This window comes from Clostridium sp. JN-9, from assembly GCF_004103695.1.
Classification (GTDB): domain Bacteria; phylum Bacillota; class Clostridia; order Clostridiales; family Clostridiaceae; genus JN-9.
Map to the genome: position 1 here is coordinate 1184913 of NZ_CP035280.1, position 24664 is coordinate 1209576.

Below are 24664 nucleotides of genomic sequence, written 5' to 3' on the forward strand. Positions count from 1 at the left end.
AAGAATTATATAATGTGGATATGAATGAATCTCAAAAACCAAAATTAATTGATGATTTGCCTAAGATTGATATAGCAGTTAAAATGGGCTGTAATGTAGTATGCCCAGTTTTAACTGCAAAGTATACAGAAGACTGGGGATTGGATGATCCAACAGGTAAAAGCCATGAAGAATTTATTAAAACTGCAAAATTAATTGAAGAAAAGGTTAAAGATCTGACCATAAGAATCAAAAATAATGAAATAGATTTGAAAGGACATTAAATATGGTGAATACCCATCATTAAAGGAAATGATAAATGCAATTGATGAAAATAAGGATGCATAGTCTTAAGTTGCAATTTAATTAAGGAGAAATAAAATAATGGCACATAAGTTTGATTCAAAGAATAAGGATGAACTTGATACTGAAAGAAGAAGGAAGATGCTGTCACCAGAAAAAACTCTTACTAGTCTGGGGTTACATGAAGGAGATATAATGGCCGATATTGGCTGTGGAATTGGATATTTCAGCATTCCGGCATCTAAAATAGTAGGTAATAATGGTAAGATTTTTGCACTTGATATTTTGCCTGAAATGCTTTGTCAGGTTGAAATAAAAGCGAAAGAAAACAATTGTAGTAATATAAAAACTGTATTGACTGAAGAAAATGATTTGAAGTTAGAAGAAGAAACAATAACTTATGCATTCTTAAGTGTTATATTGCATGAAACTGAACAATTGGATAAATTCTTAGAAAATGTAAAAAAGATTATAAGTCCTAAAGGTAAAATTGCTATTATAGAATGGAAAAAAATTAATAGCAAGGATGGGCCTCCAATTGAACATAGGTTAGATAAATTAGAGATAATAAAATTGTTAGATATACTTGGATTTTCAGATATATCCATATTGGATATATCTGAAAATCTTTATGGGATAACGGCACAAAAGACTAAGGATTAAACTTAAAATTTTTTAACAATTTATGATGTTGTAAAAATAACATTATTGTACTATAATAACAATTGTTGTTTAAATACGTAATTTTTTGGAGTGAGGTATTCAGGGATGAAAGAGGAAATTGAGATGCTAAGGAAGGAACTAAATATGTTAACGGAAGAGGCTGAGTGTTTACATTCTGACAAGGTAGTGGAACTAAGTCAAAGATTGGACAAGCTTATATATTCATACTACAAAAGCACAATAAGCATATAATTATTCTGCAAAGTATAATAACCCAAAAGGGTTATTTTTTTTATTCACTAAAAATTTCCGTATGTGTAACCTTTCTAATGTTATTTTCATAATTATATCATGTAATAAAACTTAGTCTAGACTAAAAATCTTAGTCTGCATGAACAATGTATTAAGGAAGGTGGATATTTAGTGAATAGCGAAAGAGTCATAGAGAAACCCAAAAGTTACAGTAATGTAAGAAATACTTTTGGCATAGTTGGTAAATTGAAAAATTTATCAGCATTTCTGGGGCCTGCATTTGTGGTAAGTGTTGCATATATTGATCCAGGTAACTTTGCTACTAATATCAGCGGCGGGTCAAAATTTAATTATGATCTTGTTTGGGTTATTTTGTGGAGTAACCTAATGGCTATATTTCTTCAGATAATGTCAGCAAAACTTGGAATTGCCACGGATAAAAACTTAACTCAAATGTGCAGAGAAGTATTTTCAAAGGGAGCCAACTGGTTCTTTTATATAGTGGCAACACTTGCGGCAATGGCTACTACAATGGCTGAATTCCTAGGAGGCGTGTTGGGCTTTTATCTGCTGCTTGGTATACCTTTACTGTATTCAGCAGTACTGACAGCAATAGTAACTTTTTTTATAACCTATCTCCAGAAATATGGGCAGAGAATTGTTGAGATTGTCATTACTTTACTTATTGCAGTGATTTGCGTAGCCTATACAATAGAGCTTATTTTTGCAAAACCTGACTGGCAGCAGGTTGCTGTTCATACGCTTATACCATCACTTCCAAATGGTGAGGCTGTGCTCATAGCTGTTGGTATGTTAGGGGCTACTGTAATGCCTCATGTTATATACCTCCATTCACAATTGGTGCAGTCCCGTAATATAGGACTTTCACTGGAGGAAAAGAAAAAGTATCTGCATATGGAAAAAATAGACGTGTTTGTTGCCATGAACATTGCTTTCATAGTGAATGCAGCTATGGTTGTAGTGTCAGCTTCTGTATTTTACAGCAGAGGTATGGCTGTGGATTCCATTGAGCAGGCACACAGGTCATTGGAGCCTCTTTTGGGTTCTCTTTCAAGCGGGGCTTTCGGGGCAGCACTTTTGGCATCAGGGTTTTCCTCATCTACAGTAGGTGCAATGGCAGGAGAGACAATTATGGATGGATTTGTGGATATTAAAATTCCTTTAAATATGAGAAGAATAATAACAATGCTGCCAGGAGTAATTGTTATTGCGGCAGGTGTAAACCCAATGAAGGCATTATTGATAAGTCAGGTATGTTTAAGTTTTGTGCTTCCTGTTGCAATAATCTCAATGCTGAAAATCACCTGCAGAAAAGACTTAATGGGGGATTTTGTTAACAAGCCCTTTGTTAAGTTTTTGGGATGGCTCATTGCAGTTGTGATTATAGGTATGAATGCAGTTTTGCTGTATTTGACATTTAAAGGTAATATATAAATAAAATTATTTTAATAAAATTCTAAGAAATTTCTAATGTGATTTTAATGTTAGCCGTATATTATGTAAACATAAAAAGAGAAAGGACAGTTTAAAATGAACATGGAGTTTTTTAGATTAATAAATAATTTAGCAAATAAAAATGCAGCCTTAGACAGCATAATGATTTTCTTTTCAAAATATGTGCCATATATATTTATGGCAGTTACAGCTTTAATTTTTATTTTAGGTGTAATTAAGAATAATGAAGAATACAGAAAAGCCTCTGTAAATACTTTTGTGCTTACGGTAATTAATTTATTTATAGCCTTCATTGCAGGAAGCATATATTATGTAGATAGACCTTTTGTTCATAATAAGGTAAATTTGCTTATGCCTCATTCAAAAGACGCATCATTTCCAAGTGATCATGCCACAGGAACTATGAGTATTGCCTTAGGCCTTGGAAAATACAATAAAATGCTTGGAATACTAATGGCAATACTTTCAATAATTGTAGGCTTTTCAAGGGTATATGTTGGACATCATTATCCTTCAGATGTAATTGGTGCATATATTATAGTGTTTATCACAAGCTATTTATATAATCTGATATTGAAAGATAAAGTAGAAATTCTTTACTTAAAAATAGAAAAGTTATTAATTGGTAAATTAAATTTTATGAAAGAAAGTCTATATAGTAAATAATATATAGGCTTTTTCTATTATAAGGAGTATTAATAAGAAGTAAGTTTTTTCCTTAATAATAATATACTTATGAATAATATGAAAGCAGATATTATCAGACATATATCAGCTGGTAATTTATCAAACAATACACCGAACACTATTTGACCTAAAGGTACTGCAATCATAAGTCCCATGCTTATTGCTGAATTAATCCTTCCTAATAAATTTAAAGGTATTTCTTTTTGAATCATTGTACTTAAAGCAATGTTTCCAATTCCAGTTATTAGTTGAATCATAAACCCTATAATCAGTAAACTAATAAATGAAGAAAAATTTCCCCAAATTAATCTTAAGTCAACAAATAAGGCCATAATAGCTATTAATATAGAATTTATAAAAATGTCAAAGAATAGGATTTTACCAAGTGTTAACTTTTTTGATACTGAGCTGCAAAGAAATGGTGCAAACACCATAGAAATTATAAAAAATGATTGTAGAATACCATATTGGTAATCTGTCACTTTTAATATTTGTTTTGAAATATAAGTTATTCCAACAGAAAATATGGGACTATAAGCGAAGTTAACAAGGGCTCCTAATATAATGATTACAAGTAATATATCTTTATTTTTTATGAATTTCAGTCCTTCCAAGAAGTCATTAAAAAATACTTTTAGGCTGATGCTTTCAGGCTTTTGATTAGCAGTTGGTATGTTTAAAAACATTTCGCACACTGCTGACATTATAAAACTAAAGGCATTTATAATTAGTATTATGGATAATCCATAAAATCCAAATAGAACCCCAGCAATAAGAGGAGCAATTATATTACCTATATTCATTATTAAAGAATTTATGCCATTTGCATCTACTAAATAATCCTTTTCTATAATGGTTGGTATTATTGTGTTCAGGGCTGGATTATAAAATACTGATATTATGGCAAGCATTATTACAAGGATATATATAGAGGTTAATGATATGCTGCTATAAGCATAATATATATATACATAAGGCAGCAAAATAAGTCCATTAAGTAAATCTAAATAAATAATCATTTTTTTACGATTAAACCAGTCTACTAAAACTCCAGCAAAAGGGCCTAGAACAATTTGCGGGATTATTGTAACTGCCAATACAGATGCAAATTTAGTAGCAGATCCTGTAATCTTCAATACATACAAAGATAGTGCAAAGCTTTGCATTTCAGTTCCTACAAGAGATAATAATTTTCCTGTCATTAATAATGAGAAATTTTTCTTTTTTAAAATATAAAAATTCATCATACTTCTCCTAATTTATATGTTTATTATTGGTATCTACATTTTTAATTATAACACTTTCCTTTATAAGTGCAACACGATATATAATGTTATGTTACACTTAATTGAAAATATTTTATACATTTTTATAAATAAAAGGACCCAAGCCTTTTTATAGACTTGAGCCTAGTTATTGCATACAGATAGGGATATTTACTTAAATATAGAGTGCATTTTCATAAAAAATTTATTTTCATGTATAAGATTATGCGTGAAAGCGTAACTTATTTATAAATAAGTTTGTGACAATTTTAGACACTGCATTGCATTTTCATTATCGTTTTCATTTAAGAATATTATTGACAGCTTAATATATATGGAGATAAGTTCATTTGTGTTATTTTTATCCTTTAATAAACCAGCAATTTTGAAGTAAACTTTTTTTAAGTTTGAAATGTCATTTGTATCTTCATATATATGTGCCAATGTATAATTGCCTTTCAATAAGTATTCATAATCCGAATATTTCTCTGCATCTTTTAAGCCTTTCTCGACTGTTTTAATAGCTTCTTCATAATTAGAACTTTTAATAAAAAGCTCTGATTTTTCAATAAGTGTGTGGCATAAATTTGGTTTATCTGCGGCATTTCCAATCTCTTCAGCTTTTTCAAAATAGTCCAGACTGGTTTTTAGATTATTTTTATCAATGTAAAGTAAACCTAAATTGTTATATATTGATAATAATATAGGACTTTCTGCTTTTGAAATATCTTTAATTAATGAGTTATAAATACAAATAGCTGTATCATATTTTCCAATAGCTTCATAGCAATTTGCTTTTAGAATATTTGCATAGAAGTATAAATTGTTATTTTTATTTGACATAAGCAGGAACTTATCAACATTATCTATTGCATTTTGAAACTTCCCGATTTTTTTATAACACAGCGCTATATCATATAATATAAATTGCTGTATCTTTTTATCTTTGTACATTATTGAATAATTTTTGCTTAGGTTAAAAAATGTCAAAGCATCCTCATACTGAAAAGCATCTGCTTTGCAAAGTCCTATTCTCCAGTATAGACAAGGAATCATCTCATTGTTATTGATGTCCATATAGATAGATAAGGCATTATTATAATTAGTAAAGGCTTCATTATAATCTTTCTTATCGAAACAAGAATCTGCCATTTTATTATATAATTCAGCTTTAACATTTTGCAGTTTAAATTCAGCTGCTATCTGAAAAATTTCTTTTGAAATATCATTAACGTTTAAAGTTTCAAGCTTTTTTAAGCAATATAATTCAGCATCCTCAGCAGGTGATCTCAATAAATACTGGCTGTCAATTTCAAATTTTAGATTCAGTTCTTTAGCTTTTTTATTAAATTTTTCTGCTATTTTTGCAGCAGTATCCTTAGTTAACGTTCTTTGGCTAGTTTCAATCATGCTGATAAGCCCACGAGTAATATTTTCATCCTGCAGGTCTTGCTGCTTCATTTTTAAATATTTTCTTGTTTCTCTAACCTTTTGGTTTGGAGTTAAAAACTTCACCATAATCACCTATCTTTTTTATATTAAATATTAAAACAAGCAATTTTATCATGTAACAAGCATTTAAGAAAAGTGTTATATAATAAACTAAATAGATTATTTATATAATGCAATTTTAATAGATATATACATATATTTTAGTATATAGTATATTACAAAATATGCAACAACATTTCTGAGTTTTTTAATTAATATATAAAAACAGCTGTTGTGATAAATTGGTTTTATCACAACAGCTGTTTAATATTTTATTGCATATTATGAATGATGTCTTATTACTCCCGTGCCTCTGCCTCTGCATCTGCCTTAGTTTCATGGATTGTACCATGTGGATGCTGAGGAGGAGCATATATGGAGTATACCTTAAGCGGGATATTTCCGGTATTTATAACATTGTGCCATGTACCAGAAGGTATCATAATTGCAAATTCATCTGATACATTTGCCTGAAAATCAAGTCTGTCTTTATTTTTTCCCATTCTTACAAGACCCTGACCATCTTCAACACGTATGAATTGATCAACATTTGGATGGATCTCCAGTCCTATGTCATCACCCACATTTATGCTCATTAATGTAACCTGAAGATGTTTCCCTGTCCATAAAGCTGTACGGAAAGTATTGTTTTGCTTAGCAGCCTCATTAATATTTACCACATAGGGGTAAGGCCCAAAATCCTGAAGTTCAATTGGAGGCTGTTTTTGTGAGTATGGCATGGCATTAGACATTAAATCATATCTCATTCCATCAGTATAAGGCATATACTGATTCATACAGCCTGGGTCATACTGATTATTCATATAGCTTGGGCTATACATTTGCATGTTAGTGAAGTAAGGACATGGATAAGCATTATACATAGTTTTAGGGCGGTGTTTTGTCATATCCATAAAATATGGACATGGACATGCGTTATAAGCATTATACATATTTAACTGCTCATTCCTTTCAAAGATTTACCATATTATTATATGCACAATACTTAATTATTGTGACACAGTAAAGGAATACTGTGATGCAAAACTCTTACAGTTAAAAGTTATGAGTGGGAAGTTCATAGTTATTGATGATTTTTCTCCGTTACACTACGTAAAATCTTTAATTTATACAAGTTGGCAATGTTTTGCTTTAGCAAAACAAGCCTAAAAATAAATTAGTTTTACGACGTAAGGAGGAAAACTTACCTTAACTTTTAACTCTTAACCTTTAACTCTTAACTCTTAACCTTTAACTTTTAACCGTAAAATTGCATCGCAATTCTTTATGTGACTTATTTAAAAAAATGGGGCTGTCGCATTAGCATAAAAAAATATGCTAACGCGGCAGCATTTTTTTTGTGTTTTATAGAAAATTTAATGATATTTTAGTCCCCAATGAGCTTGATAATTAAAAAAAGACGCACTTTAATAAGCCTTTCATATTAAGGCTTTTTTTGATTTGCAGAGTTTTTAAAATTTTAAAGTTTGATAATTATGCACCTTTTTTAAGTGGAAAAAGATGCGTTTCAGTTCTATCTAACTGAATTTTATTATGTAGCTTATTTATATTATGTGCCATTGCTAACAAAATACTTTCTGCCAAAACATTCTTTTTACCTTTGCATAGATATCTACGAAATCCCATATCCTGTTTTATCTCTCCAAAAGAGCCTTCGGCTTGAATACTTCGATTCATTCTCAACTCGCAACCATCATCACTTATAATTCTTTCAAGATCCTCTTTGCGAAGCATGTTGAATAGTTTTGAAGTCTCAAGATTTTTAACCCTTTCTTCTAATGGCGTTTTACAGTTATGTCCTCTTATGCATTTACTCTTGTAAACACAGTTACTGCAGTCCTCACAAGTATAGATTGTTTTTTCACTTATATAGCCAGTCTTACTTTTCCTTTTTACTATTTTATTTACTGTTAGTTTCTTATTATTTTTGCAAGTATAATAATCGCCCAATTCAGTATAATCCATGTTTTCTATTCTGCTTATATCATGTTTATATTTTCTTGTTTTTGATATTTCATAATTTGCTGGTTTAATATATGATAGCTGTCCATTTTCTTTGATATAAAGATAATTTTCTTCACTCTCGTAACCTGAATCCGCATCAATTTTAAAATACTTAAAGTACAAGGAATTCTCCATGCTTTTTATAAATGGAATCAATGTTGTTGTGTCCCCAGGCTTATCGCAAACAGTAACCCATACTATATATTGGGAATCTACTCCATTCTGAACATTGTAACCTGGTTTTAACTGACCATTTTTCATAGCATCCTCTTTCATCCTCATAAAGGTTGCATCTTTATCTGTCTTGGAATAGCTATTACGTTTACCGCAGGTATGGATTTTCTGTGTATATTCTTTTAACTTTCTAAGGTATTCCTCAAGTTTTTCAATAGAACGTTGAATAGGAGTTTTCCTTTTACCACATCCATGTACAAATTCAATATTTTCTTCCTTTTTCAAGGCGTAAAGCTTTTTGCGTAGCTTTTTTACATGTTTCATTTTTACTTTGTTTTCGTATACAAGCTTTATTCCATACAATTCCTCACATTCGGCTACAAAATCAGCTAATTTAGAAAGTAATCTCTCCAGGTTTTTTGAAACTGCTTTTTTCCAGACGAAAGTATACTTGTTAGCACATGCCTCTATCTTTGTACCATCAATAAATATAGTATCTCCTGATATTTCTCCAATCTCATAAAGAAAATTTGACATTTCAGCCATTATTGTTTCTGAGCACGGGGCAAAATGAATACTACGAAATCTTGCAAAAGTAGAATGATCTGGTGCTGGTGAACCTTCTAAAAGGTACATGAAATTTACATCTCTTTTGCAGGATAGCTCCATTGCTCTTGATGAATAATTATGATTCATATAGGAGTAAAGTACAATCTTCAGCATCTGACGTGGCGTAGCCTGATTTTCCCTTATTCGGGAATAAGTCGAATATAAATCTGTTAAATCCATCTCCTCTACAAATTGACTTAGCAAACGCACTGAATCATTATTGGGAATCATGTACTCAATATTTAATGGAAGTTTTAATTGATAATTTCCACGATATAAAGTATAATTTTTGTGTGAATTAATGTATTTTCTCATATGTTAATTTTACTATAAATCTTTCACTCTTTCGAGTGGAAGATTTATTTTTATGTAAAAAAGCTGCCGCACCAATTATTTTAGTGCAACAGCCCCATAGATCATATTACTTTTTAATATATTTCCTTAGTTCACTTTTTATAAATAAAAAACCTATTGGTATACCATAGATCAGCTGACCAGCTAATTCAATGGAATTTCCTACACTTGGGAATAATTCTAAAAGTGATTCTCCAAATAAGGATGCCCCAATAAAAATAAGAAACAGATTTAAAAAAGTAAATATAATACTGATGTTTAACTTAGCTGCAGATTTAAATATTAAAAATGCTCCAATTAAAGATATACTAAAGCCTATAACTCCCCCGGTGATAGTTTGCAGTAAATTTGTGTGCAGAAACGGCAGGAAGAAAATCAGTATCTCAAGGCTTTCTCTGAAGATTGTTACAAAGGCTAAAGTAAATAAGCCATATGAGGTAAAATTACTTTTCATTGTGTCATCATAGACTTGTACACCTTTTGACTGCTTTTTAATTATTACCAGGCTGTAAAGAATTAATCCTGACAAAAATAACATTGTTGATCCCATAAAAAGATTGTTTGCATATCCTTTAAGTTTCGCTGTAGTGTTATATGCAGCAATACCTGTTAGGAGTGTTGCAGCTAATCCAACAGCACCGCCTGTGCAGATATTTCTAAGAAGTTTTTTCTGGTTGATCTTATATAAATATACTGCAAGGGGAACGAGTATTAGAAACATCTCAAAAAATTCTCTGCATGTAATTATCATTGACATTATCATGCTAGCACCTCCTCTTGCTTTGTACATATTATGATGGACAAGGCTAAAGGGTGAGAGAAATTTTGGACATGCTATAAATTTTTATTTATTATAAAATTAAATTTTAGAAATAACAGTTAAATCCATTTTCAATAAATATATTTTTATATTCCGATAAATCCTCTTCATGGAGCTGAGGCACATTTTCAAAAGCATATGGCATATTTAAAAGTGTATATTTTTTTTGCCCATATTGATGAAAGGGAAGGAGATTCACTTCTTTAGCACCTAAAGGATTAAGCAGTGTGCAGAACCCCTCAGCATCCTCCAAACTTGAATTTATACCTGGAATCACAGGAATACGTACAATGACTTCCTTTCCCATGTTTATGGCAGTTTTCAAATTTTCAATAATAAGGTCATTATAAACCTTTGTTGCTTTAAAATGTTTTTCTCTGTCATAATGTTTTATGTCGAATAATAATAAATCTACATTCTTTATAAATTCTGAAAATATTTCTTTTGAAGTAAATCCTGTGGTTTCAATGGCTGTGTGAACATTTTCATCCTTTAATAGCTTTAAAAGCTGGGCAGCAAATTCATGCTGCATTAATACTTCGCCCCCTGATAAGGTAACTCCGCCATTGGATTCCTCATAAAAAACTTTATCCTTCATTACTTCATTCATAACCTCATTAACAGTTAAAAGTTTTGCTTCTTTGGGTAGAGAATTATTAGAATCTGAACAGCTTGTTTTATCACATAAAATTTGTATTTTAGTATCCTGGGATTCAGGATTTGAGCACCACATACATCTTAATGGACAGCCTTTAAAAAATACCACAGTTCTAATACCAGGTCCATCGTGTATGCTGTATTTTTGAATATTAAAAATGCAGGCCTTTATATTGTTCATACATATCATCTCCTATGGCAATTCATTTTTACAGTTTAATGTTAACATGAAAAATTATAAGTGTAAATAAATAATTGCATATGAAACTATAGTATATTTCAAATGAATAGTATGATATAATTACAATTGTATTTACGTTGGAGGTGTTTCTATGGGAAACAGATATTCAAAGCTTCTTGAAATTGTGAATGAAAACAAACGTATAGAGGTCAGTAAACTTGCAGAACTTTTGAATGTGTCTCAGGTGACTATAAGAAAAGATCTTGATATATTAGAAGAAAAAGGGTTATTAAAGAGAGAACATGGCTATGCAGTTATGACTTCCAGTGATGATATTAGAAGCAGATTAGCTTTTAATTATGATATAAAGCTTGAAATAGCACATATGGCAAGCCAGCTTGTATGTGACGGTGAAACAGTTATGATTGAATCAGGCTCCTCCTGTGCTCTTTTTGCTAAGGAGCTTGCATATAATAAAAGGGATGTAACCATTATAACCAACTCTACATTTATTGCCCATTTTATTAGAGAAGGAAATGCTAAAGTGGTACTGCTTGGTGGGGATTATCAGCCTGAATCACAGGTTTTAGTGGGTCCCCTTACAAGAAAGTGTGTTAAAGAATTTTTCGTAGACAAATTGTTTATAGGAACTGACGGTTATAATTCTAAAATAGGGTTTACAGGGAAAAACTTAATGCGTACAGAAACTGTAAAAGCTATGGCTGAAAGTGCCAATAAAATAATAATATTAACGGAATCATCAAAGTTTAAAGAACGTGGAGTAGTGGCTCAGTTTAAAGCAGAGGAAATTAGCTGCATATTTACTGATATTAATATCCCTGAAGATGTGTTAGAAAGTTTAAAAAGTAAAAAAGTACATGTGCACATGGCAGAAGTTCATTAATACATTTACACAATAATGTTGACACTTAATAAATAACATATATAATTAAGTTATGAAGGAAAATAAATTAGTTTCATATGAAAGCATATTATTGTATGGGGGGGAATATTTATGAATCATTTTGGAGAATTAACAAAAAGAATGAATAATTTCCGTGAGGACTTATTAAATGCCAAACCAATGGTGTGTGTGGAAAGAGCTAAGCTTACTACTGAAAGCTACATGGAACATGCTGATAAGCCAATGGTTTTGCGCAGAGCATTATGTGTTGAAAACATATTAAAAAATATGAGTATATTTATTGAAGATGATACATTAATTGCAGGCAATCAGGCCTCATCTAACCGTTCAGCACCAATTTTCCCTGAATATGCAATGGACTGGGTTATTGATGAACTTGATGAATTTGAAAAACGTGATGGAGATAGATTTTATATTACAGAAGAAAGTAAAAAAACATTAAGAGAAATTGCACCATTTTGGAAACACAAAACATTAAAAGACAGAGGGCTTGCAGGAATGCCAGCTGAAAGCAGAGTATTTTATGATCTGGGAATTATAAAAGCAGAGGGCAATATTACCTCAGGGGATGGACATATAGCTGTAAACTATGAAAATGTTTTAAACCTTGGGCTCATCGACTACAGAAAAAGAGCAGAGGAGAAATTAAATAAGTTAGATCTTACAGATTACAGAAATTTAAATAAATCCTATTTTTACAGGGCAGTTTTAATTGTAATTGATGCTGTGACAGCCTTTGCAAAGCGTTATGCTGATCTGGCAAAAGAAATGGCAGAAAGGGAGTCCAATGCATCAAGAAAAGCAGAATTACTGGAAATGGAAAGAATATTAAATAAAGTTCCATATTATCCTGCAGAAACTTTTCAGGAAGCAGTACAGTCATTATGGATGGTCCATCTGGTTCTGCAGATTGAATCAAATGGGCATTCGGTTTCCTATGGAAGAATGGATCAGTATTTAGATATTTTTTATGAAAAAGATTTGTCACTTGGAAGAATTGCTAAAGATAGTGCTGTTGAATTACTTACAAACCTTTGGCTTAAGACATTTACAATAAATAAAATAAGAAGCTGGTCACATACACGTTTCAGCGCTGGAAGTCCTTTATATCAGAATGTTACTGTGGGAGGACAGACTACAGATAAAAAGGATGCAGTAAATCCTCTAAGTTATTTAATTCTAAAAAGTGTTGCACAGACAAGACTGCCTCAGCCAAATCTGACAGTACGTTATCACAGGGGATTATCTGATGATTTTATGAAGGAATGTGTTGAGGTATTAAGACTGGGATTTGGAATGCCTGCATTTAATAATGATGAAGTAATAATTCCATCATTTATTGAAAAAGGCGTGGATGAAAAGGATGCATACAATTACAGTGCCATTGGCTGTGTTGAAGTGGCAGTTCCAGGTAAATGGGGCTACAGATGCACTGGCATGAGCTTTCTTAACTTTCCTAAATCATTATTAATAGCATTAAATGATGGAGTTGACCCTGAATCAGGCACCAGACTTTGTCAGGGAGCAGGGCACTTTAAGAATATGACATCATTTGATGAAGTTATGAAGGCATGGAAAAAGATAATACGTGAATTTACAAGACATTGCATAATTATAGACAATTGTGTGGACATGGCCATAGAAGAGATTACAGCAGATGTACTTTGTTCAGCCTTAACTGATGACTGTATTGAAAGAGGATTAACCATAAAACAGGGCGGTGCAGTATATGACTTTATAAGCGACCTTCAGGTAGGTATTGCAAACCTTGGAGATTCTCTTGCAGCAATAAAGAAATGTGTATTTGAAGATAAAAGATTTTCTCCTGCACAGCTCTGGGATGCTTTAGTTAATAATTTTCAAGGTGAGGAAGGCATAAGAATCAAAGATATTTTAATTAATGATGCACCTAAATATGGCAACGATGATGATTATGTGGACTTATTATTAAAGCAGGCATATGACATTTATATAGATGAAATAAAGAAATATAAAAATACCAGATATGGCAGGGGCCCAATTGGAGGCTGCTATTATGCAGGAACATCTTCCATTTCAGCCAATGTGCCTCAGGGAGCAGGAACCTTGGCAACTCCAGATGGAAGAAAGGCAGGAGAGCCTTTATCAGAAGGATGTTCACCATGCCATGGCATGGATAAAAACGGCCCTACAGCAGTATTTAAATCAGTTTCAAAATTAACCACTTATGATATTACAGGAGGGGTATTATTAAATCAAAAGGTTACTCCCCAAATGCTTTCAAAGGAACAGGACAGAGAAAAGTTAATTTTATTAATAAGAACTTTCTTTAACCGCCTTGAAGGATTTCATGTACAGTACAATGTAGTGTCCAGAGATACCTTAATTGATGCTCAGAAGCATCCTGAAAAGCACAGAGATTTAATAGTGAGGGTAGCTGGATATAGCGCCTTCTTTAATGTATTATCAAAACAGACTCAGGATGATATAATTGAAAGAACAGAACAGATTTTATAGCAAAGATGGATTCTATTAAAAAATCAGCTTCGCATGTTTGATGTGAAGCTGATTCTTTTAGATAAGGCAGGTGTTCTACCGCTTATTGTTATTCAACATCTTTTACTTTACTTTTTAATATAGGTATTATAGTAGCTATTACTAAAACTGCTAATATTATATATGCCATTCCATTGGTATTAGCAAATCCACTTGGGCCAGCTCCTTTTATAACACCTGTTACTTGTAGTATTATGCCAACAAGTCCTATTATAGAACCACCAGCAACAAGCCCAGATGATAAACTTATACCATTAGAAACTTTAATTTCTTTTTCCTTTTCAGTTTTAGAAACTTTTTCTACAAATACACGAATCAATGCACCTATTAATATTATAGAAGTTGTAGATACTGGTAAATAAAATCCTATAGCAATTGTCATTACAGGAAGCTTTAATAAGAATAAAACAATTCCTATAACAGCACCAGCAATTATCATAACCCAAGGTAATTTACCTGACATTATACCACCAGTCAATGTTGCCATTAAGTTAGCTTGAGGTAATGCAAATGGCACATTATCACCAGTCATAGAAAGCTGGCTTGAGAGTAATAATATAACAGCAGTAACTACTGCAACACCAACTACACTTGCTATAGCAAAGTATTTTTGCATTTCATTTTTGTCACCGCCAATTACGAATGTAACTTTTTGTGATTGGCAATAGCCGCCAGCTGCGGATATAGCAGTAACTATAAATGTACCAAATAAGAGTAAGGATCTGTTGTTTTCAGGACTTTTCCATCCCATTGCAACGAATAATAATGTTACAATAACTATAGAAGCTATAGTCATACCTGATACAGGAAGATTTGAAGTTCCTATAGTACCAGTTAAACGACCAGAAACTATAACAAATAAAAGTGATAAGAATAATGATAAAATAGAAGCAATTATTGCCATTGCTATATTACCACCAGATATTAAGAATCCACCTATAAATCCTATTATTATACCTCCAAGTATTATTACATTTTCAGCAGATGAACTACCAGCAGAAGATGAAGACTTGGCATTAATAGTTTCCTTTATAGAAGCTACTATAGTAGGGATAAGCTTTACAGCTCCTATTAAGCCGCCAGAAAGCATCATACCAGCTCCGATATATTTTACATAACTACCGGCTATATTTTTAACCTGCATAGCGTTTACACTAACATTAGGATCATTCCATACAGCTGGACCACCTTGTCCAAGAGAAGCAAAGTAGCCTATTAAAGGCATAATAGCAAAGTTAGCAAACATAGTACCAGCAAACATAGTTAAAGAAACATCTAAACCAACTATGTATCCTATACCTAATAATAGAGGATTAGCTTCAACTTCAAATTTCCACTTGTAGAAGGATTCGTTTACATAGCTTATAACGTTATTAGCTACATTTAAAAATGAGTTGCCTAAAACAGTTATAGCGCCGCCTATTCCAAATCCTATCCCCATGTACTTCACTGATTCTCCAGCACCTTCTGAAGCAACAAGTGTCTCAGATATAGCCATTGACTCAGGGTACATTAATTTACCATGTTCTTCAACCATTAAGTAATTGTAAATAAGAGAAGCTATTCCTATACCGAATAAGGCTCCACCTACACCAACAGCAAAACCTTCTAAGAAAGTAACTTTTGAACCTATTAGAAGTACTGCTGGTAAAACAAATATCATACCACTGGCAACGGATTCTCCGCCACTTGACATACCTTGAATTAAATTTTTGCCAAGGATACCTTTTTGTTTAGCAAATATGGCTATAAATACTGAACCTATTATGGAACCAGGTATACCAGCTGCAACTGTAAGCCCTGCTTTCATACCTGAATAGGCAGTAGACGCTGCAAATAGTGCGGCTAAGATAATACCAACTATTAACACAGCACCATTTCCGCCAGATTTAGAGCCACTAGCAATGAAAGGAACGTAGTCTTTACCAGCTACGCCACCATATGCATCTTTAGATAGTTTATTATGCATAATATAAACCTCCTTTTATAATTTTAACGGGATTATTATAACACAACTATTTGCAAAAGCGAATTTTTTATAATTTTATAAATAAAGGAATTAATTTATAAATAGATAAAATTCATTCATAAATATAAAATTTTGCATAAATACCTTACATATTGTGGCCAGATTCATGGAAATAAATATAAATATGACATTTTTACTTTATATTCTGAACTTTTTATCATATAATAAGTTTGAAATTATGAGGTGAAAAAAATGAATGCTGTAAATATAGAAAATCTAAAAAAATCCTTTGACGGCAGATCCAATGTCTTAAACGATATAAGTTTATCTATACCCAAAGGTGAGATATTTGGTTTCCTTGGCCCAAATGGATCAGGAAAAACAACCACAGTAAGAATACTAAATGGAATTCTTTCAGCCACTTCAGGACATGCAGAAATTTTAGGCATACCTGTTGGCGGAAAAAATATTGAAATTCATAGATTATGCGGAGTTATGACAGAAAGCTCCTCCTGCTATGAAAATCTAACGGCAGAGCAAAACTTAATTTTTTTTGGAAGAATGCATGAAATTGATGAAAAAATACTTAAAGAGCGTACTGATTTTATATTGAAAAGACTGGAACTGCAGGATGTAAAGGATAAAAAGGTAAAATCCTTTAGTACAGGAATGAGAAAGAGGATTTCCCTGGCAATAGCATTAATACACAGTCCTCAGATTTTATTTCTTGATGAACCTACATCAGGCCTGGATCCGGAAAATGCACTAAACGTTTCCAAACTTATAAAAGAATTAGCAGAAGAAAACCAGGTTACAATTTTTCTTTGTACCCATCAATTAAAATATGCTGAAGATATTTGTACACTATATGGCTTTATAAATAATGGCAGCATACTTGGACTGGGAACATTTAATGAACTTGCAGCAAGGAAAAATGCAAGCCTTACATTAAAAATCAGAGGGAAAGATATTCCTGAAAAACTTGGATTTATATATGAAGGCAAAAATATATACAGTAAATCCATTTCAGGGGACAAAGATGTTAATTCTTTAATGCAGGGTATAGTGATAGGCGGGGGAGAAATTTATGAGGCTGTACAGCAGAAATGGTCCCTTGAACAGTTGTATTTTAAGTATATACATGGCCTTAAGGAGAATGATTATGAATAGAAATGAAAAAGCATTGATATATAAAGATATAAATGAAATAACAAGTTCCAAAAGGGTTATTCTGCCTATGACTATTGTACCCATTATTTTAATTGTAATAATGCCATTGGCAGTATTGATTGGTGCTAAGTATATTGGAAGTGATTCAAGTGCATTTACAAAGATGGCTCCACTTCTAAAAAAGCTGCCTTCAGAATACACTATGTATACTCCTGCCCAGCTTTTGATAAAGATATCGCTTAACCTTATGTTTCCGCCATATTTTCTTATAATTCCAATAATGTGTTCAGGTGTTATTGGCGCCAGCAGCTTTGTTGGAGAAAAGGAACATAAAACCATGGAGTCACTGCTTTATACACCAATATCCATGGAGCAGCTGCTTAGGGCTAAGGTTCTAGGGGTTTTTGTGCCATCTTATATTGTGACTTTGATATCATTTATTGTTTTTGGAATCATACTTAATATAGGTGGCTTTATTTATTTTGGAGGACTTATTTTCCCTGATATAAAATGGCTTATAATCATACTTTGGATTTCTCCTGCCATTAATTTATTATCACTTATATTTACTGTAATGGTATCTGCAAAGTCTGAAACATTCCAGGAGGCACAGCAGGTAAGCGGCCTTCTTGTGATTCCGGTGATCCTTGTGTTAGTAGGTCAAATGACAGGTGTACTTTTATTAAGTTCACTTGCAATGCTTATAAGCGGCGGTGTTATTTTTATACTTGATTATATACTTATAAGGAGAATTTCATCCAGGTTTATTCCTGAGAAGCTGATTTGAAATATTAGGGTCACAGACCCATGGGCGTAAATGTAAGTAATTATAAAAGGGGCTGTCGCATTAGCAGTTAAAACTGCTGATGCAAGGCTCATTTTTTATTGAAGGCTGAAACTAAAGATTAAAGAATAAAAAACAAATAATGTAGATTTTCTGCTTTGGCAGAAAATCTTAAAATCTAATTGATTGAATGAATCATGCGTTTTGATAACTAAAGATGATGCTAATTACGGGTTAAATATTAGTGTTAAAAAAGGATTTGAAAAATCCAAAGCCGGTAGGCTGCCCTCTAAAACTAAAGAACAAAGAACAAAGATTAAAGACTAAATAATGTGGATTTTCTGCCTCGGCAGAAAATCTTTAATTGTAGTTTTGCCCAAAGGCAAAACAACAATATTTGTTCTCTGTTCTCTAATCTTTGTTATTTAATCTTTGTTATTTAATCTTTGTTCTTTTGATGAAGTCCTATTCATATCAACATCATTATTTAAAAGAGCCATATGTGTCTATAGAAAGTAAATATCTAAACACCGTAGCAGTCCCAAAAATCTTTGAGGATTGGATATTTTGTGACAGCCCCTTATTTTAAGTCTAGAAAATTGGTTTATTGTCTAAATTATCACTAGCATCGCCATTAGGGTTGCTTCTTAAATATTCCCTTCCATTTTTTGATTTTGCTACATTTACACCATCAATTAGTTCATCCTTTGCCATCATTATTGCCTCGTCTATGGAGTATACATTTCCGTTTTCAAGCATTACATCAGTTATGTCTCCCTGGGAATTCTTCTTTACCTTTGTAATTTTTGATTTATCACTCATAGATAACACCTCATTTATATTTTTATGTTTATATTATTCGTTTTAATGCTAAATAATATGCAAGGTACTTGTTACCTTACAAAATATGGAGGTAAAGTTGACAATTTTTATTATAAAAACATTGAAACTTGAAGGAATTTACGTACATGTATGGAATATATTAATTATGAAACATAAATATAATTGTATTGTTTCATAACTAATGGCTGCCAAGGGGAACCTTGATAATTTGCTTGGAATCATAACAATCTGGGGGGGTTAGTTATAATGTACAAGTATTTGATTAAGTATAAAATTTTATTTATCACTAGTATTTGTTTAATCATAACATCATCAATTTTTGAAATAATCAAAGCTTTTATTTTTGGTAGAATTTTCGATATTATTACTTTGAAGCAATTTGAACAATTTAAAATGTTTATCTTTTATACTGCGTTATTTTTAGTGCTGAAATTTACAATTTCATTTTTGCGGGATTATTCCTATGGTGTATTAACCAAGAAGTCTTTAGTATTAATAAAAAAGAGTTATTTTTCTGGTGTATTAAATAAAAACTTAGAGGATTTTGGTAAAGAAGATAGCTCTAAATATCTATCATCATTAACAAATGATATTAATATACTAAATAATGACTTTTTTAAAAGCCTTAAAGAAATAGTTGGAAGCTTATCATGTTTTGTTTTTTCAATTATTGTCATGTGGAGAGTTAATGTATGGTATGTGGTTATATCACTATCACTTAGCACTATTCCTTTTCTTATTGCAATGCTTATGTCAAAAAAGCAGATAACAGTAAAAACAAATTATTCATCACAGCTTTCAGCATTTGTTAGTAAAACAAAAGAATACTTAACTGGATTTGAAACAATAAAAAATTATGGAATAGAAGAGAAAATAAAAAATTCCTTTAACATACAAAATAATAATTTAGAGCAAGCCTTTCTTGCAAATAATAAAGTTGAATATTTTATTGAAAATATTACAGGATTTGTTTTATCATCAACATTCTTTACAGCTATGTTTTTCGGAGGCTATCTGGTTATAAGTGGAAGCATAACCCTGGGTACAATGATGACAGTAACACAAGTTATGAACTATATAATAGATCCATTGGATTTATTTACAGTATGTACAAATAAAATAAGATCATTAAAAACCATATGGGGTAATATAACAAGCATTATTGATTATTCCAATGTGAAAGATAGCAGCAATAAGATAGATACAATACATACCAGTATAAAATTAAATAATGTTTCATTTGGATATTCCAGGACAAATAAAATATTAAAAAATATTAATTTAGAATTCGAAAAAGGTAAAAAATACGCTATAGTTGGGGAAAGTGGATGTGGAAAATCTACTCTTATAAAACTTATATCAAAATACTACAATAATTATGAAGGAGATATTATTGTTAATAATATGAACCTTAACACTATATCCTACTCCAGCTGGAGAGAAAACTTTTCTATAATAACTCAGAACATATTTATGTTTAATGATACTATTGAAAATAATATAACATTGTGCAGCAAATTTGATAAATCTGACATTGAATATGTTATAAATGAGTCCGGTTTAGATGAAACAATTGGAGAAATGAAGAATGGATTGAATACCATGGTCAAAGAAAATGGATATAATCTGTCAGGTGGACAAAAGCAGCGAATTGCTATTGCCAGGGGATTAATAAGAAATCCATCACTATTAATATTAGATGAAATGAGCTCTGCATTAGACAGCAAAACCAGCTATGATATTGAAAGCAATATTTTAAATTTGAATGATGTTACTGTTATAGTTGTAACCCATAAACTTAATACCGATTTACTTAAAAAATACGATAAAATTATAGTCATGGATAAAGGCGAAATAGAAGAAGAAGGCAGCTTTGATGAATTAGTAGAATGTAATGGAACGTTGACAAAGTTATTGGCATATTAAGTTTTCAAAGGAACTGTCTAAACCTTAAAACAGTCCCTTATTTTTTCGCTTCAAAATGCAGCAGGGTGTCTATTCTTCTTTCAAGTATTTCATATATATCTTCACATTCCTCATTTAATTTATAGATCAGGTGTATAGTATCTCGAAGCTTTGATTCCTTCCCATGAACAATTATTGAATTGGTTAAAGTATTTATGGAGCCTGATAAATTAAAAGAAGCGGCGCTTATATTATTCAAGGTTATAAGCAATGGATTTACGTTGTTGTTAAAATAATTCAACTGCAGCGGATTGAGAGGAAGCTGGGTTAATTGGTTCTTTATTGAATTAATTTCTACAAGAGCACTGTTTAACTTGTTTATTTGTTCATCCAAAGTTGGCTGGGAGTCAGTGATGGAGCTTGAAGCCTGAGACCGTGAAGTCCCTGCCTTTTCGCTGCTGGACATAGTTAGTTTCGGATTAGGCTGTATTTCCTTACTTCCCATAGTTTCCTCCAATTTACGTTTTATATTGTAATTAAATAACTTTATTAATATGCTATTCACTTGAGCATTTATTTATGAATGAGCTTGCTATTTAGGTACCTGTTACCTTACAAAGAGTGGAAACAGAGTTAACAATTTTTGCTTCTAGTGTAGCAGCAAAATATTCTAATCTTATACTTTATTAATGTAAGTTATGATCCTCGCTAATTACCATAGATGTTATGCTCATCCACAAAGGATCATTTAATTTACCAAAAAACTTTATAGCTTATTTTCTGTTTTCCAAAATTTTTAGCCGACTGATAATTTGAAGCCCAACTTCCCCGGGGTTCATATGTGGTATTGCTTATTTCTTTATAAGAAGTACTTCCCTATAATTCAATGAATTATAGAGCTTTCTTAATTCTTCGGTAACTTTTGAATCTGTGTATTTATATACAAATTTAGCTGTTTCATTTCCTTTATATTTATATACATAAATCTGATTCTTCGATACACCTATTGAGTATATATAGCTCTTCGCTTTTTCTGTATTGTTAATAAAGGAAATGGTAAAGTCAGGGTCTTTCTCCTTTTGATTGCTCTCTATGCAACTTATCGTTTTTAAATAGATAGCAATATCTTGCATATCCTGTGTGTTAGTAATTATTTTACTCCTACCAGACTCATTTTGGTTGCTTCTAATCGTAAAATTTGAGAATTCAATCCTTTTAGTTGTATCTATCGTGATATCCTCAAATGGTTTTACTATTTGTTTAACATTTGGTTTTGTACATCCACTTAATAACAATATAAGGCAAGAAACAAGAACAATCATATTGAATTTTAATTTCAAGGTGATACCCCCCATTTTTGCATTATAAGAAATAACCTATATTGATATACAATAATAATGTATTTATACAAATCATATAAATAATTTTAATAAAACAAAGCGTTAAATAAAGCTGATACTTAGCACTGGTAAAAAAGAAAAGACTGCAATTATCATGTAGTCCTTATAATCTTAATAAAAAGACTTTTTCTAGATTTTTGAATTTATAAAGCTATTTATTATCAGTCATTAAGTTTAAAATTACCTGATTGATCTGAATATAATTTTTCTACTTTGTCTTGTAAAGTTTTATTTAAATTACGAGAAGCTTTGATTTTTCCTTTATCTATTTTATAATTTTCCTTGATATAGTCCTTTAATAACATATGCTTTTTCATAAGGATAATAAGAATTGTTAATTTGGATATTAGGATAAGGATCTCCAACAGCAAAACAGTATGCCTTTGCGTGCCAACCTGTAGTTCCAAAAGCATAATAGGTTATCTCAATATATGGAAGCGTAACTGTAGAATAAGTGCGATTGAGCCATACCCGTGCTGCTGAAGAATTCCATTCACTTATTTAGCTACCTATGAAAAATTCAAGAATATTCCAAAGCAATATATTTATCATTAAACAATATCAATCAATGCATGAAATAAAATACATGGTGTAAGTGATTTTGTTTTGTAATAGATTATACCAAGTATGAAACCCATAATTATCTGAGAACCCATGAGAACTATTGCTATAAATCCTAATCCTTTATATACACCAAAATGGAGCAGCCCAAAAATAACCGATTGTACTATATTGATTTTCCAATACTCAAATCCATATCCTTTTAAGCCTGTTATAAGCAGACCTCTAAAGATAACTTCCTCGTTAAATGCAGGATAAATAAATACCCTTAAACTATAATATAGATATGCCAAATCATTTTTGTTGAAACTTGAATAATATTTCAGAGCACTTTTACCTTGAATAATTAACCTTGGAAAAAGTAAACATAAAAAAGCCAATATAATAACTAATAATTCCTTGAAAGTAACTGACCATTTAAAAATGCTGAACTTTAAGTGGAATAAATACATAATTAGTATGCAGCAAACCAGAAATACCTGAATAGCAGTATTTACTAAAAAACCTAAGTTTCTGCTAATCCTATATGTAAATATATAAATTACAGATATATATATTATTAATATAGGTATAAAAGATAATAATGCATTTTTATCAGAGTAGATTTGATAGTTAGGACTCATATCCTTCAAAAACAAACAAATAACTGTCATACACAAAATTATTGCTGATGCTGATAACATACCGGTTTTAAACTTAGAAAAATATAATTTATTATCATTTCCATATATCATAGGTGAGATGATTATAAATACTAATATGGTTATTATGAATAAAAAAAGTAAGATATTTTTACAACTAAAAATTTTCTTCATTTTATCCCCTAACATCTACTTGCCAATTATAAAAACTTATATTATCTTTGCTTTTATAAATATTTCATATAACATTTATTTGTATCTTAAAAATATTATGTACTAAATTTAATAATGAATAATAGAATAACTGGTATTAAAAAGAGAAATATTGATATTATAAGCATTAAAAATGAGATTAAAAAAATAGTTTTACTTCTTTTCATGTGCTTTTTCAAATATAGACCTCTTATTAGGAATGCTATAGAGCTAAGTATAAATAAATAGGGCACGTATGCTAAGACCAAATACATATTTCTTTCAACGTTTACTAAATTTGCACACCTCTTTATTATAAAATGTTTTTATAATAAAAACTATCTTTATAATAATTTATTTTACCATATATTAGCAGCAAAAACCATTTCAATTTTTGTAAGGTACCTATTACTTTACAAAAACTAGGAACGAAGTTGACAATTTTTGTCTCTATAGATTATACTCTAAAAAAGAAGTTAAATATGATAAATTAACTGCGAATGGAGGGGATTTCTATGGAACGTTTATGTCCGAAGTGTAAGAACAAATTAACAAAATGTGTAGCAAGAACAGGTACAATGTTCAATTTAGCTGCCTATAAATTTCCAGTAAAACCTTTTAGTAAAGAATATAGTGATTTATTTCCGTACGTATGTCCAGTCTGTGGTTATACAGAATGGTACGTAGAAAATCCAGAAAAATTTAAGTAATAGGTTTAAAATAATCTTAAAATGCGAAAGGGAAGTCAAATGGCTCCCCTTAAAAATCACCTTATTCTAAAACATAGCTAAATATTAATAATT

The 24664-nt window shown here is 31.0% G+C and carries 23 protein-coding genes and 1 pseudogene; 12 read left to right on the forward strand and 12 right to left on the reverse strand.

All coding sequences use genetic code 11. The features are described from left to right. Window positions 1-5: 5 nt before the first annotated feature. From EQM05_RS05640 to EQM05_RS05660, 5 genes and pseudogenes are all read left to right on the forward strand, one after another. Window positions 6-263: pseudogene (locus tag EQM05_RS05640) on the forward strand (arsenate reductase ArsC); the annotation flags it as partial. Window positions 264-363: 100 nt separating this feature from the next. Next, complete coding sequence (locus EQM05_RS05645) at window positions 364-945, forward strand: class I SAM-dependent methyltransferase (RefSeq protein WP_128749131.1); 582 nt, start codon at window positions 364-366, stop codon at window positions 943-945. Between the two features lie 105 nt (window positions 946-1050). Further along, window positions 1051-1197, forward strand: a complete 147-nt coding sequence (locus EQM05_RS05650; protein WP_128749132.1) for an aspartyl-phosphate phosphatase Spo0E family protein — start codon at window positions 1051-1053, stop codon at window positions 1195-1197. 234 nt (window positions 1198-1431) lie between these two features. Then, window positions 1432-2652, forward strand: coding sequence for an Nramp family divalent metal transporter (locus tag EQM05_RS05655; protein WP_243108161.1), 1221 nt, complete (start codon window positions 1432-1434; stop codon window positions 2650-2652). A 96-nt stretch (window positions 2653-2748) separates the two neighbouring features. Continuing rightward, window positions 2749-3339: an undecaprenyl-diphosphatase gene (locus EQM05_RS05660; RefSeq protein WP_128749134.1), complete on the forward strand. Its 591-nt coding sequence runs from the start codon at window positions 2749-2751 to the stop codon at window positions 3337-3339. A gap of 29 nt (window positions 3340-3368) precedes the next feature. Here the strand turns inward: EQM05_RS05660 and EQM05_RS05665 are convergent, their stop codons facing one another. The 6 genes from EQM05_RS05665 to EQM05_RS05690 all read right to left on the reverse strand — a co-directional run bounded on the left by EQM05_RS05665 (window position 3369) and on the right by EQM05_RS05690 (window position 10936). After that, on the reverse strand, window positions 3369-4604 hold the full coding sequence (locus tag EQM05_RS05665) for an MFS transporter (RefSeq protein WP_164917207.1): 1236 nt from the start codon (window positions 4602-4604) through the stop codon (window positions 3369-3371). A gap of 267 nt (window positions 4605-4871) precedes the next feature. Next, complete coding sequence (locus EQM05_RS05670) at window positions 4872-6143, reverse strand: helix-turn-helix transcriptional regulator (protein WP_128749136.1); 1272 nt, start codon at window positions 6141-6143, stop codon at window positions 4872-4874. Window positions 6144-6415: 272 nt separating this feature from the next. Further along, window positions 6416-7000: a cupin domain-containing protein gene (locus EQM05_RS05675; protein WP_243108163.1), complete on the reverse strand. Its 585-nt coding sequence runs from the start codon at window positions 6998-7000 to the stop codon at window positions 6416-6418. A 610-nt stretch (window positions 7001-7610) separates the two neighbouring features. Then, window positions 7611-9239: an IS1182 family transposase gene (locus tag EQM05_RS05680; protein ID WP_128748411.1), complete on the reverse strand. Its 1629-nt coding sequence runs from the start codon at window positions 9237-9239 to the stop codon at window positions 7611-7613. A 106-nt stretch (window positions 9240-9345) separates the two neighbouring features. Continuing rightward, window positions 9346-10041, reverse strand: coding sequence for an FTR1 family protein (locus EQM05_RS05685; protein ID WP_164917208.1), 696 nt, complete (start codon window positions 10039-10041; stop codon window positions 9346-9348). Window positions 10042-10144: 103 nt separating this feature from the next. Continuing rightward, the gene (locus EQM05_RS05690; RefSeq protein ID WP_128749139.1) at window positions 10145-10936 is read right to left on the reverse strand and encodes a glycyl-radical enzyme activating protein; all 792 of its coding nucleotides are present in this window, start codon (window positions 10934-10936) and stop codon (window positions 10145-10147) included. 151 nt (window positions 10937-11087) lie between these two features. Here EQM05_RS05690 and EQM05_RS05695 point away from each other — a divergent pair, with 151 nt between their 5' ends. Both EQM05_RS05695 and EQM05_RS05700 read left to right on the forward strand, forming a co-directional pair. Continuing rightward, the gene (locus EQM05_RS05695; protein WP_128749140.1) at window positions 11088-11840 is read left to right on the forward strand and encodes a DeoR/GlpR family DNA-binding transcription regulator; all 753 of its coding nucleotides are present in this window, start codon (window positions 11088-11090) and stop codon (window positions 11838-11840) included. Window positions 11841-11951: 111 nt separating this feature from the next. Next, the gene (locus tag EQM05_RS05700; RefSeq protein ID WP_128749141.1) at window positions 11952-14357 is read left to right on the forward strand and encodes a glycyl radical protein; all 2406 of its coding nucleotides are present in this window, start codon (window positions 11952-11954) and stop codon (window positions 14355-14357) included. Window positions 14358-14445: 88 nt separating this feature from the next. Here EQM05_RS05700 and EQM05_RS05705 read toward each other — a convergent pair whose 3' ends face one another. Next, entirely contained in the window at window positions 14446-16365 is a 1920-nt protein-coding gene (locus EQM05_RS05705) for an oligopeptide transporter, OPT family (protein WP_128749142.1), read from the reverse strand. Window positions 16366-16617: 252 nt separating this feature from the next. On the opposite strand from EQM05_RS05705, the gene EQM05_RS05710 reads away from it, so the two are divergent. The 3 genes from EQM05_RS05710 to EQM05_RS15700 all read left to right on the forward strand — a co-directional run bounded on the left by EQM05_RS05710 (window position 16618) and on the right by EQM05_RS15700 (window position 18646). After that, entirely contained in the window at window positions 16618-17535 is a 918-nt protein-coding gene (locus tag EQM05_RS05710) for an ABC transporter ATP-binding protein (protein WP_128749143.1), read from the forward strand. Continuing rightward, window positions 17528-18322, forward strand: a complete 795-nt coding sequence (locus EQM05_RS05715; RefSeq protein WP_128749144.1) for an ABC transporter permease subunit — start codon at window positions 17528-17530, stop codon at window positions 18320-18322. The genes EQM05_RS05710 and EQM05_RS05715 overlap by 8 nt, the downstream gene beginning before the upstream one ends. 183 nt (window positions 18323-18505) lie before the next feature. Continuing rightward, window positions 18506-18646, forward strand: a complete 141-nt coding sequence (locus tag EQM05_RS15700) for a hypothetical protein (protein ID WP_164917209.1) — start codon at window positions 18506-18508, stop codon at window positions 18644-18646. A gap of 264 nt (window positions 18647-18910) precedes the next feature. Here the strand turns inward: EQM05_RS15700 and EQM05_RS05720 are convergent, their stop codons facing one another. Next, a complete protein-coding gene (locus EQM05_RS05720) occupies window positions 18911-19141 on the reverse strand; it encodes a DUF3892 domain-containing protein (protein WP_128749145.1) in 231 nt (76 codons plus the stop codon). Between the two features lie 267 nt (window positions 19142-19408). Between EQM05_RS05720 and EQM05_RS05725 the strand changes: the two genes are divergently transcribed. Next, on the forward strand, window positions 19409-21088 hold the full coding sequence (locus EQM05_RS05725; RefSeq protein ID WP_128749146.1) for an ABC transporter ATP-binding protein: 1680 nt from the start codon (window positions 19409-19411) through the stop codon (window positions 21086-21088). Between the two features lie 37 nt (window positions 21089-21125). Here EQM05_RS05725 and EQM05_RS05730 read toward each other — a convergent pair whose 3' ends face one another. The 4 genes from EQM05_RS05730 to EQM05_RS05740 form a co-directional block, all read right to left on the reverse strand. Then, window positions 21126-21572, reverse strand: coding sequence for a hypothetical protein (locus EQM05_RS05730; protein ID WP_128749147.1), 447 nt, complete (start codon window positions 21570-21572; stop codon window positions 21126-21128). Between the two features lie 346 nt (window positions 21573-21918). Next, window positions 21919-22407 carry a hypothetical protein gene (locus EQM05_RS05735; RefSeq protein WP_128749148.1) on the reverse strand — a complete coding sequence of 163 codons (489 nt, stop codon included), beginning with the start codon at window positions 22405-22407 and terminating at the stop codon, window positions 21919-21921. Window positions 22408-22628: 221 nt separating this feature from the next. Then, window positions 22629-22784: a hypothetical protein gene (locus tag EQM05_RS15705; protein ID WP_164917210.1), complete on the reverse strand. Its 156-nt coding sequence runs from the start codon at window positions 22782-22784 to the stop codon at window positions 22629-22631. A gap of 234 nt (window positions 22785-23018) precedes the next feature. Beyond that, window positions 23019-23843, reverse strand: coding sequence for a CPBP family intramembrane glutamic endopeptidase (locus EQM05_RS05740; protein WP_164917211.1), 825 nt, complete (start codon window positions 23841-23843; stop codon window positions 23019-23021). A 533-nt stretch (window positions 23844-24376) separates the two neighbouring features. Between EQM05_RS05740 and EQM05_RS05745 the strand changes: the two genes are divergently transcribed. Further along, window positions 24377-24571: a hypothetical protein gene (locus EQM05_RS05745; RefSeq protein ID WP_128749150.1), complete on the forward strand. Its 195-nt coding sequence runs from the start codon at window positions 24377-24379 to the stop codon at window positions 24569-24571. Window positions 24572-24664: the final 93 nt, after the last annotated feature.

What these genes read in the sequence shown, in the direction of transcription:
- EQM05_RS05645 (WP_128749131.1), top strand. Translation starts at nt 364, where the DNA reads ATGGCACATAAGTTTGATTCAAAGAATAAGGATGAACTTGATACTGAA.
- EQM05_RS05650 (WP_128749132.1), top strand. Translation starts at nt 1,051, where the DNA reads ATGAAAGAGGAAATTGAGATGCTAAGGAAGGAACTAAATATGTTAACG.
- EQM05_RS05660 (WP_128749134.1), top strand. Translation starts at nt 2,749, where the DNA reads ATGAACATGGAGTTTTTTAGATTAATAAATAATTTAGCAAATAAAAAT.
- EQM05_RS05665 (WP_164917207.1), bottom strand. Translation starts at nt 4,604, where the DNA reads ATGAATTTTTATATTTTAAAAAAGAAAAATTTCTCATTATTAATGACA.
- EQM05_RS05670 (WP_128749136.1), bottom strand. Translation starts at nt 6,143, where the DNA reads ATGGTGAAGTTTTTAACTCCAAACCAAAAGGTTAGAGAAACAAGAAAA.
- EQM05_RS05675 (WP_243108163.1), bottom strand. Translation starts at nt 7,000, where the DNA reads ATGTATAATGCTTATCCATGTCCTTACTTCACTAACATGCAAATGTAT.
- EQM05_RS05680 (WP_128748411.1), bottom strand. Translation starts at nt 9,239, where the DNA reads ATGAGAAAATACATTAATTCACACAAAAATTATACTTTATATCGTGGA.
- EQM05_RS05685 (WP_164917208.1), bottom strand. Translation starts at nt 10,041, where the DNA reads ATGATAATGTCAATGATAATTACATGCAGAGAATTTTTTGAGATGTTT.
- EQM05_RS05690 (WP_128749139.1), bottom strand. Translation starts at nt 10,936, where the DNA reads ATGAACAATATAAAGGCCTGCATTTTTAATATTCAAAAATACAGCATA.
- EQM05_RS05695 (WP_128749140.1), top strand. Translation starts at nt 11,088, where the DNA reads ATGGGAAACAGATATTCAAAGCTTCTTGAAATTGTGAATGAAAACAAA.
- EQM05_RS05700 (WP_128749141.1), top strand. Translation starts at nt 11,952, where the DNA reads ATGAATCATTTTGGAGAATTAACAAAAAGAATGAATAATTTCCGTGAG.
- EQM05_RS05705 (WP_128749142.1), bottom strand. Translation starts at nt 16,365, where the DNA reads ATGCATAATAAACTATCTAAAGATGCATATGGTGGCGTAGCTGGTAAA.
- EQM05_RS05710 (WP_128749143.1), top strand. Translation starts at nt 16,618, where the DNA reads ATGAATGCTGTAAATATAGAAAATCTAAAAAAATCCTTTGACGGCAGA.
- EQM05_RS05715 (WP_128749144.1), top strand. Translation starts at nt 17,528, where the DNA reads ATGAATAGAAATGAAAAAGCATTGATATATAAAGATATAAATGAAATA.
- EQM05_RS05720 (WP_128749145.1), bottom strand. Translation starts at nt 19,141, where the DNA reads ATGAGTGATAAATCAAAAATTACAAAGGTAAAGAAGAATTCCCAGGGA.
- EQM05_RS05725 (WP_128749146.1), top strand. Translation starts at nt 19,409, where the DNA reads ATGTACAAGTATTTGATTAAGTATAAAATTTTATTTATCACTAGTATT.
- EQM05_RS05730 (WP_128749147.1), bottom strand. Translation starts at nt 21,572, where the DNA reads ATGGGAAGTAAGGAAATACAGCCTAATCCGAAACTAACTATGTCCAGC.
- EQM05_RS15705 (WP_164917210.1), bottom strand. Translation starts at nt 22,784, where the DNA reads ATGAAAAAGCATATGTTATTAAAGGACTATATCAAGGAAAATTATAAA.
- EQM05_RS05740 (WP_164917211.1), bottom strand. Translation starts at nt 23,843, where the DNA reads ATGAAGAAAATTTTTAGTTGTAAAAATATCTTACTTTTTTTATTCATA.
- EQM05_RS05745 (WP_128749150.1), top strand. Translation starts at nt 24,377, where the DNA reads ATGGAACGTTTATGTCCGAAGTGTAAGAACAAATTAACAAAATGTGTA.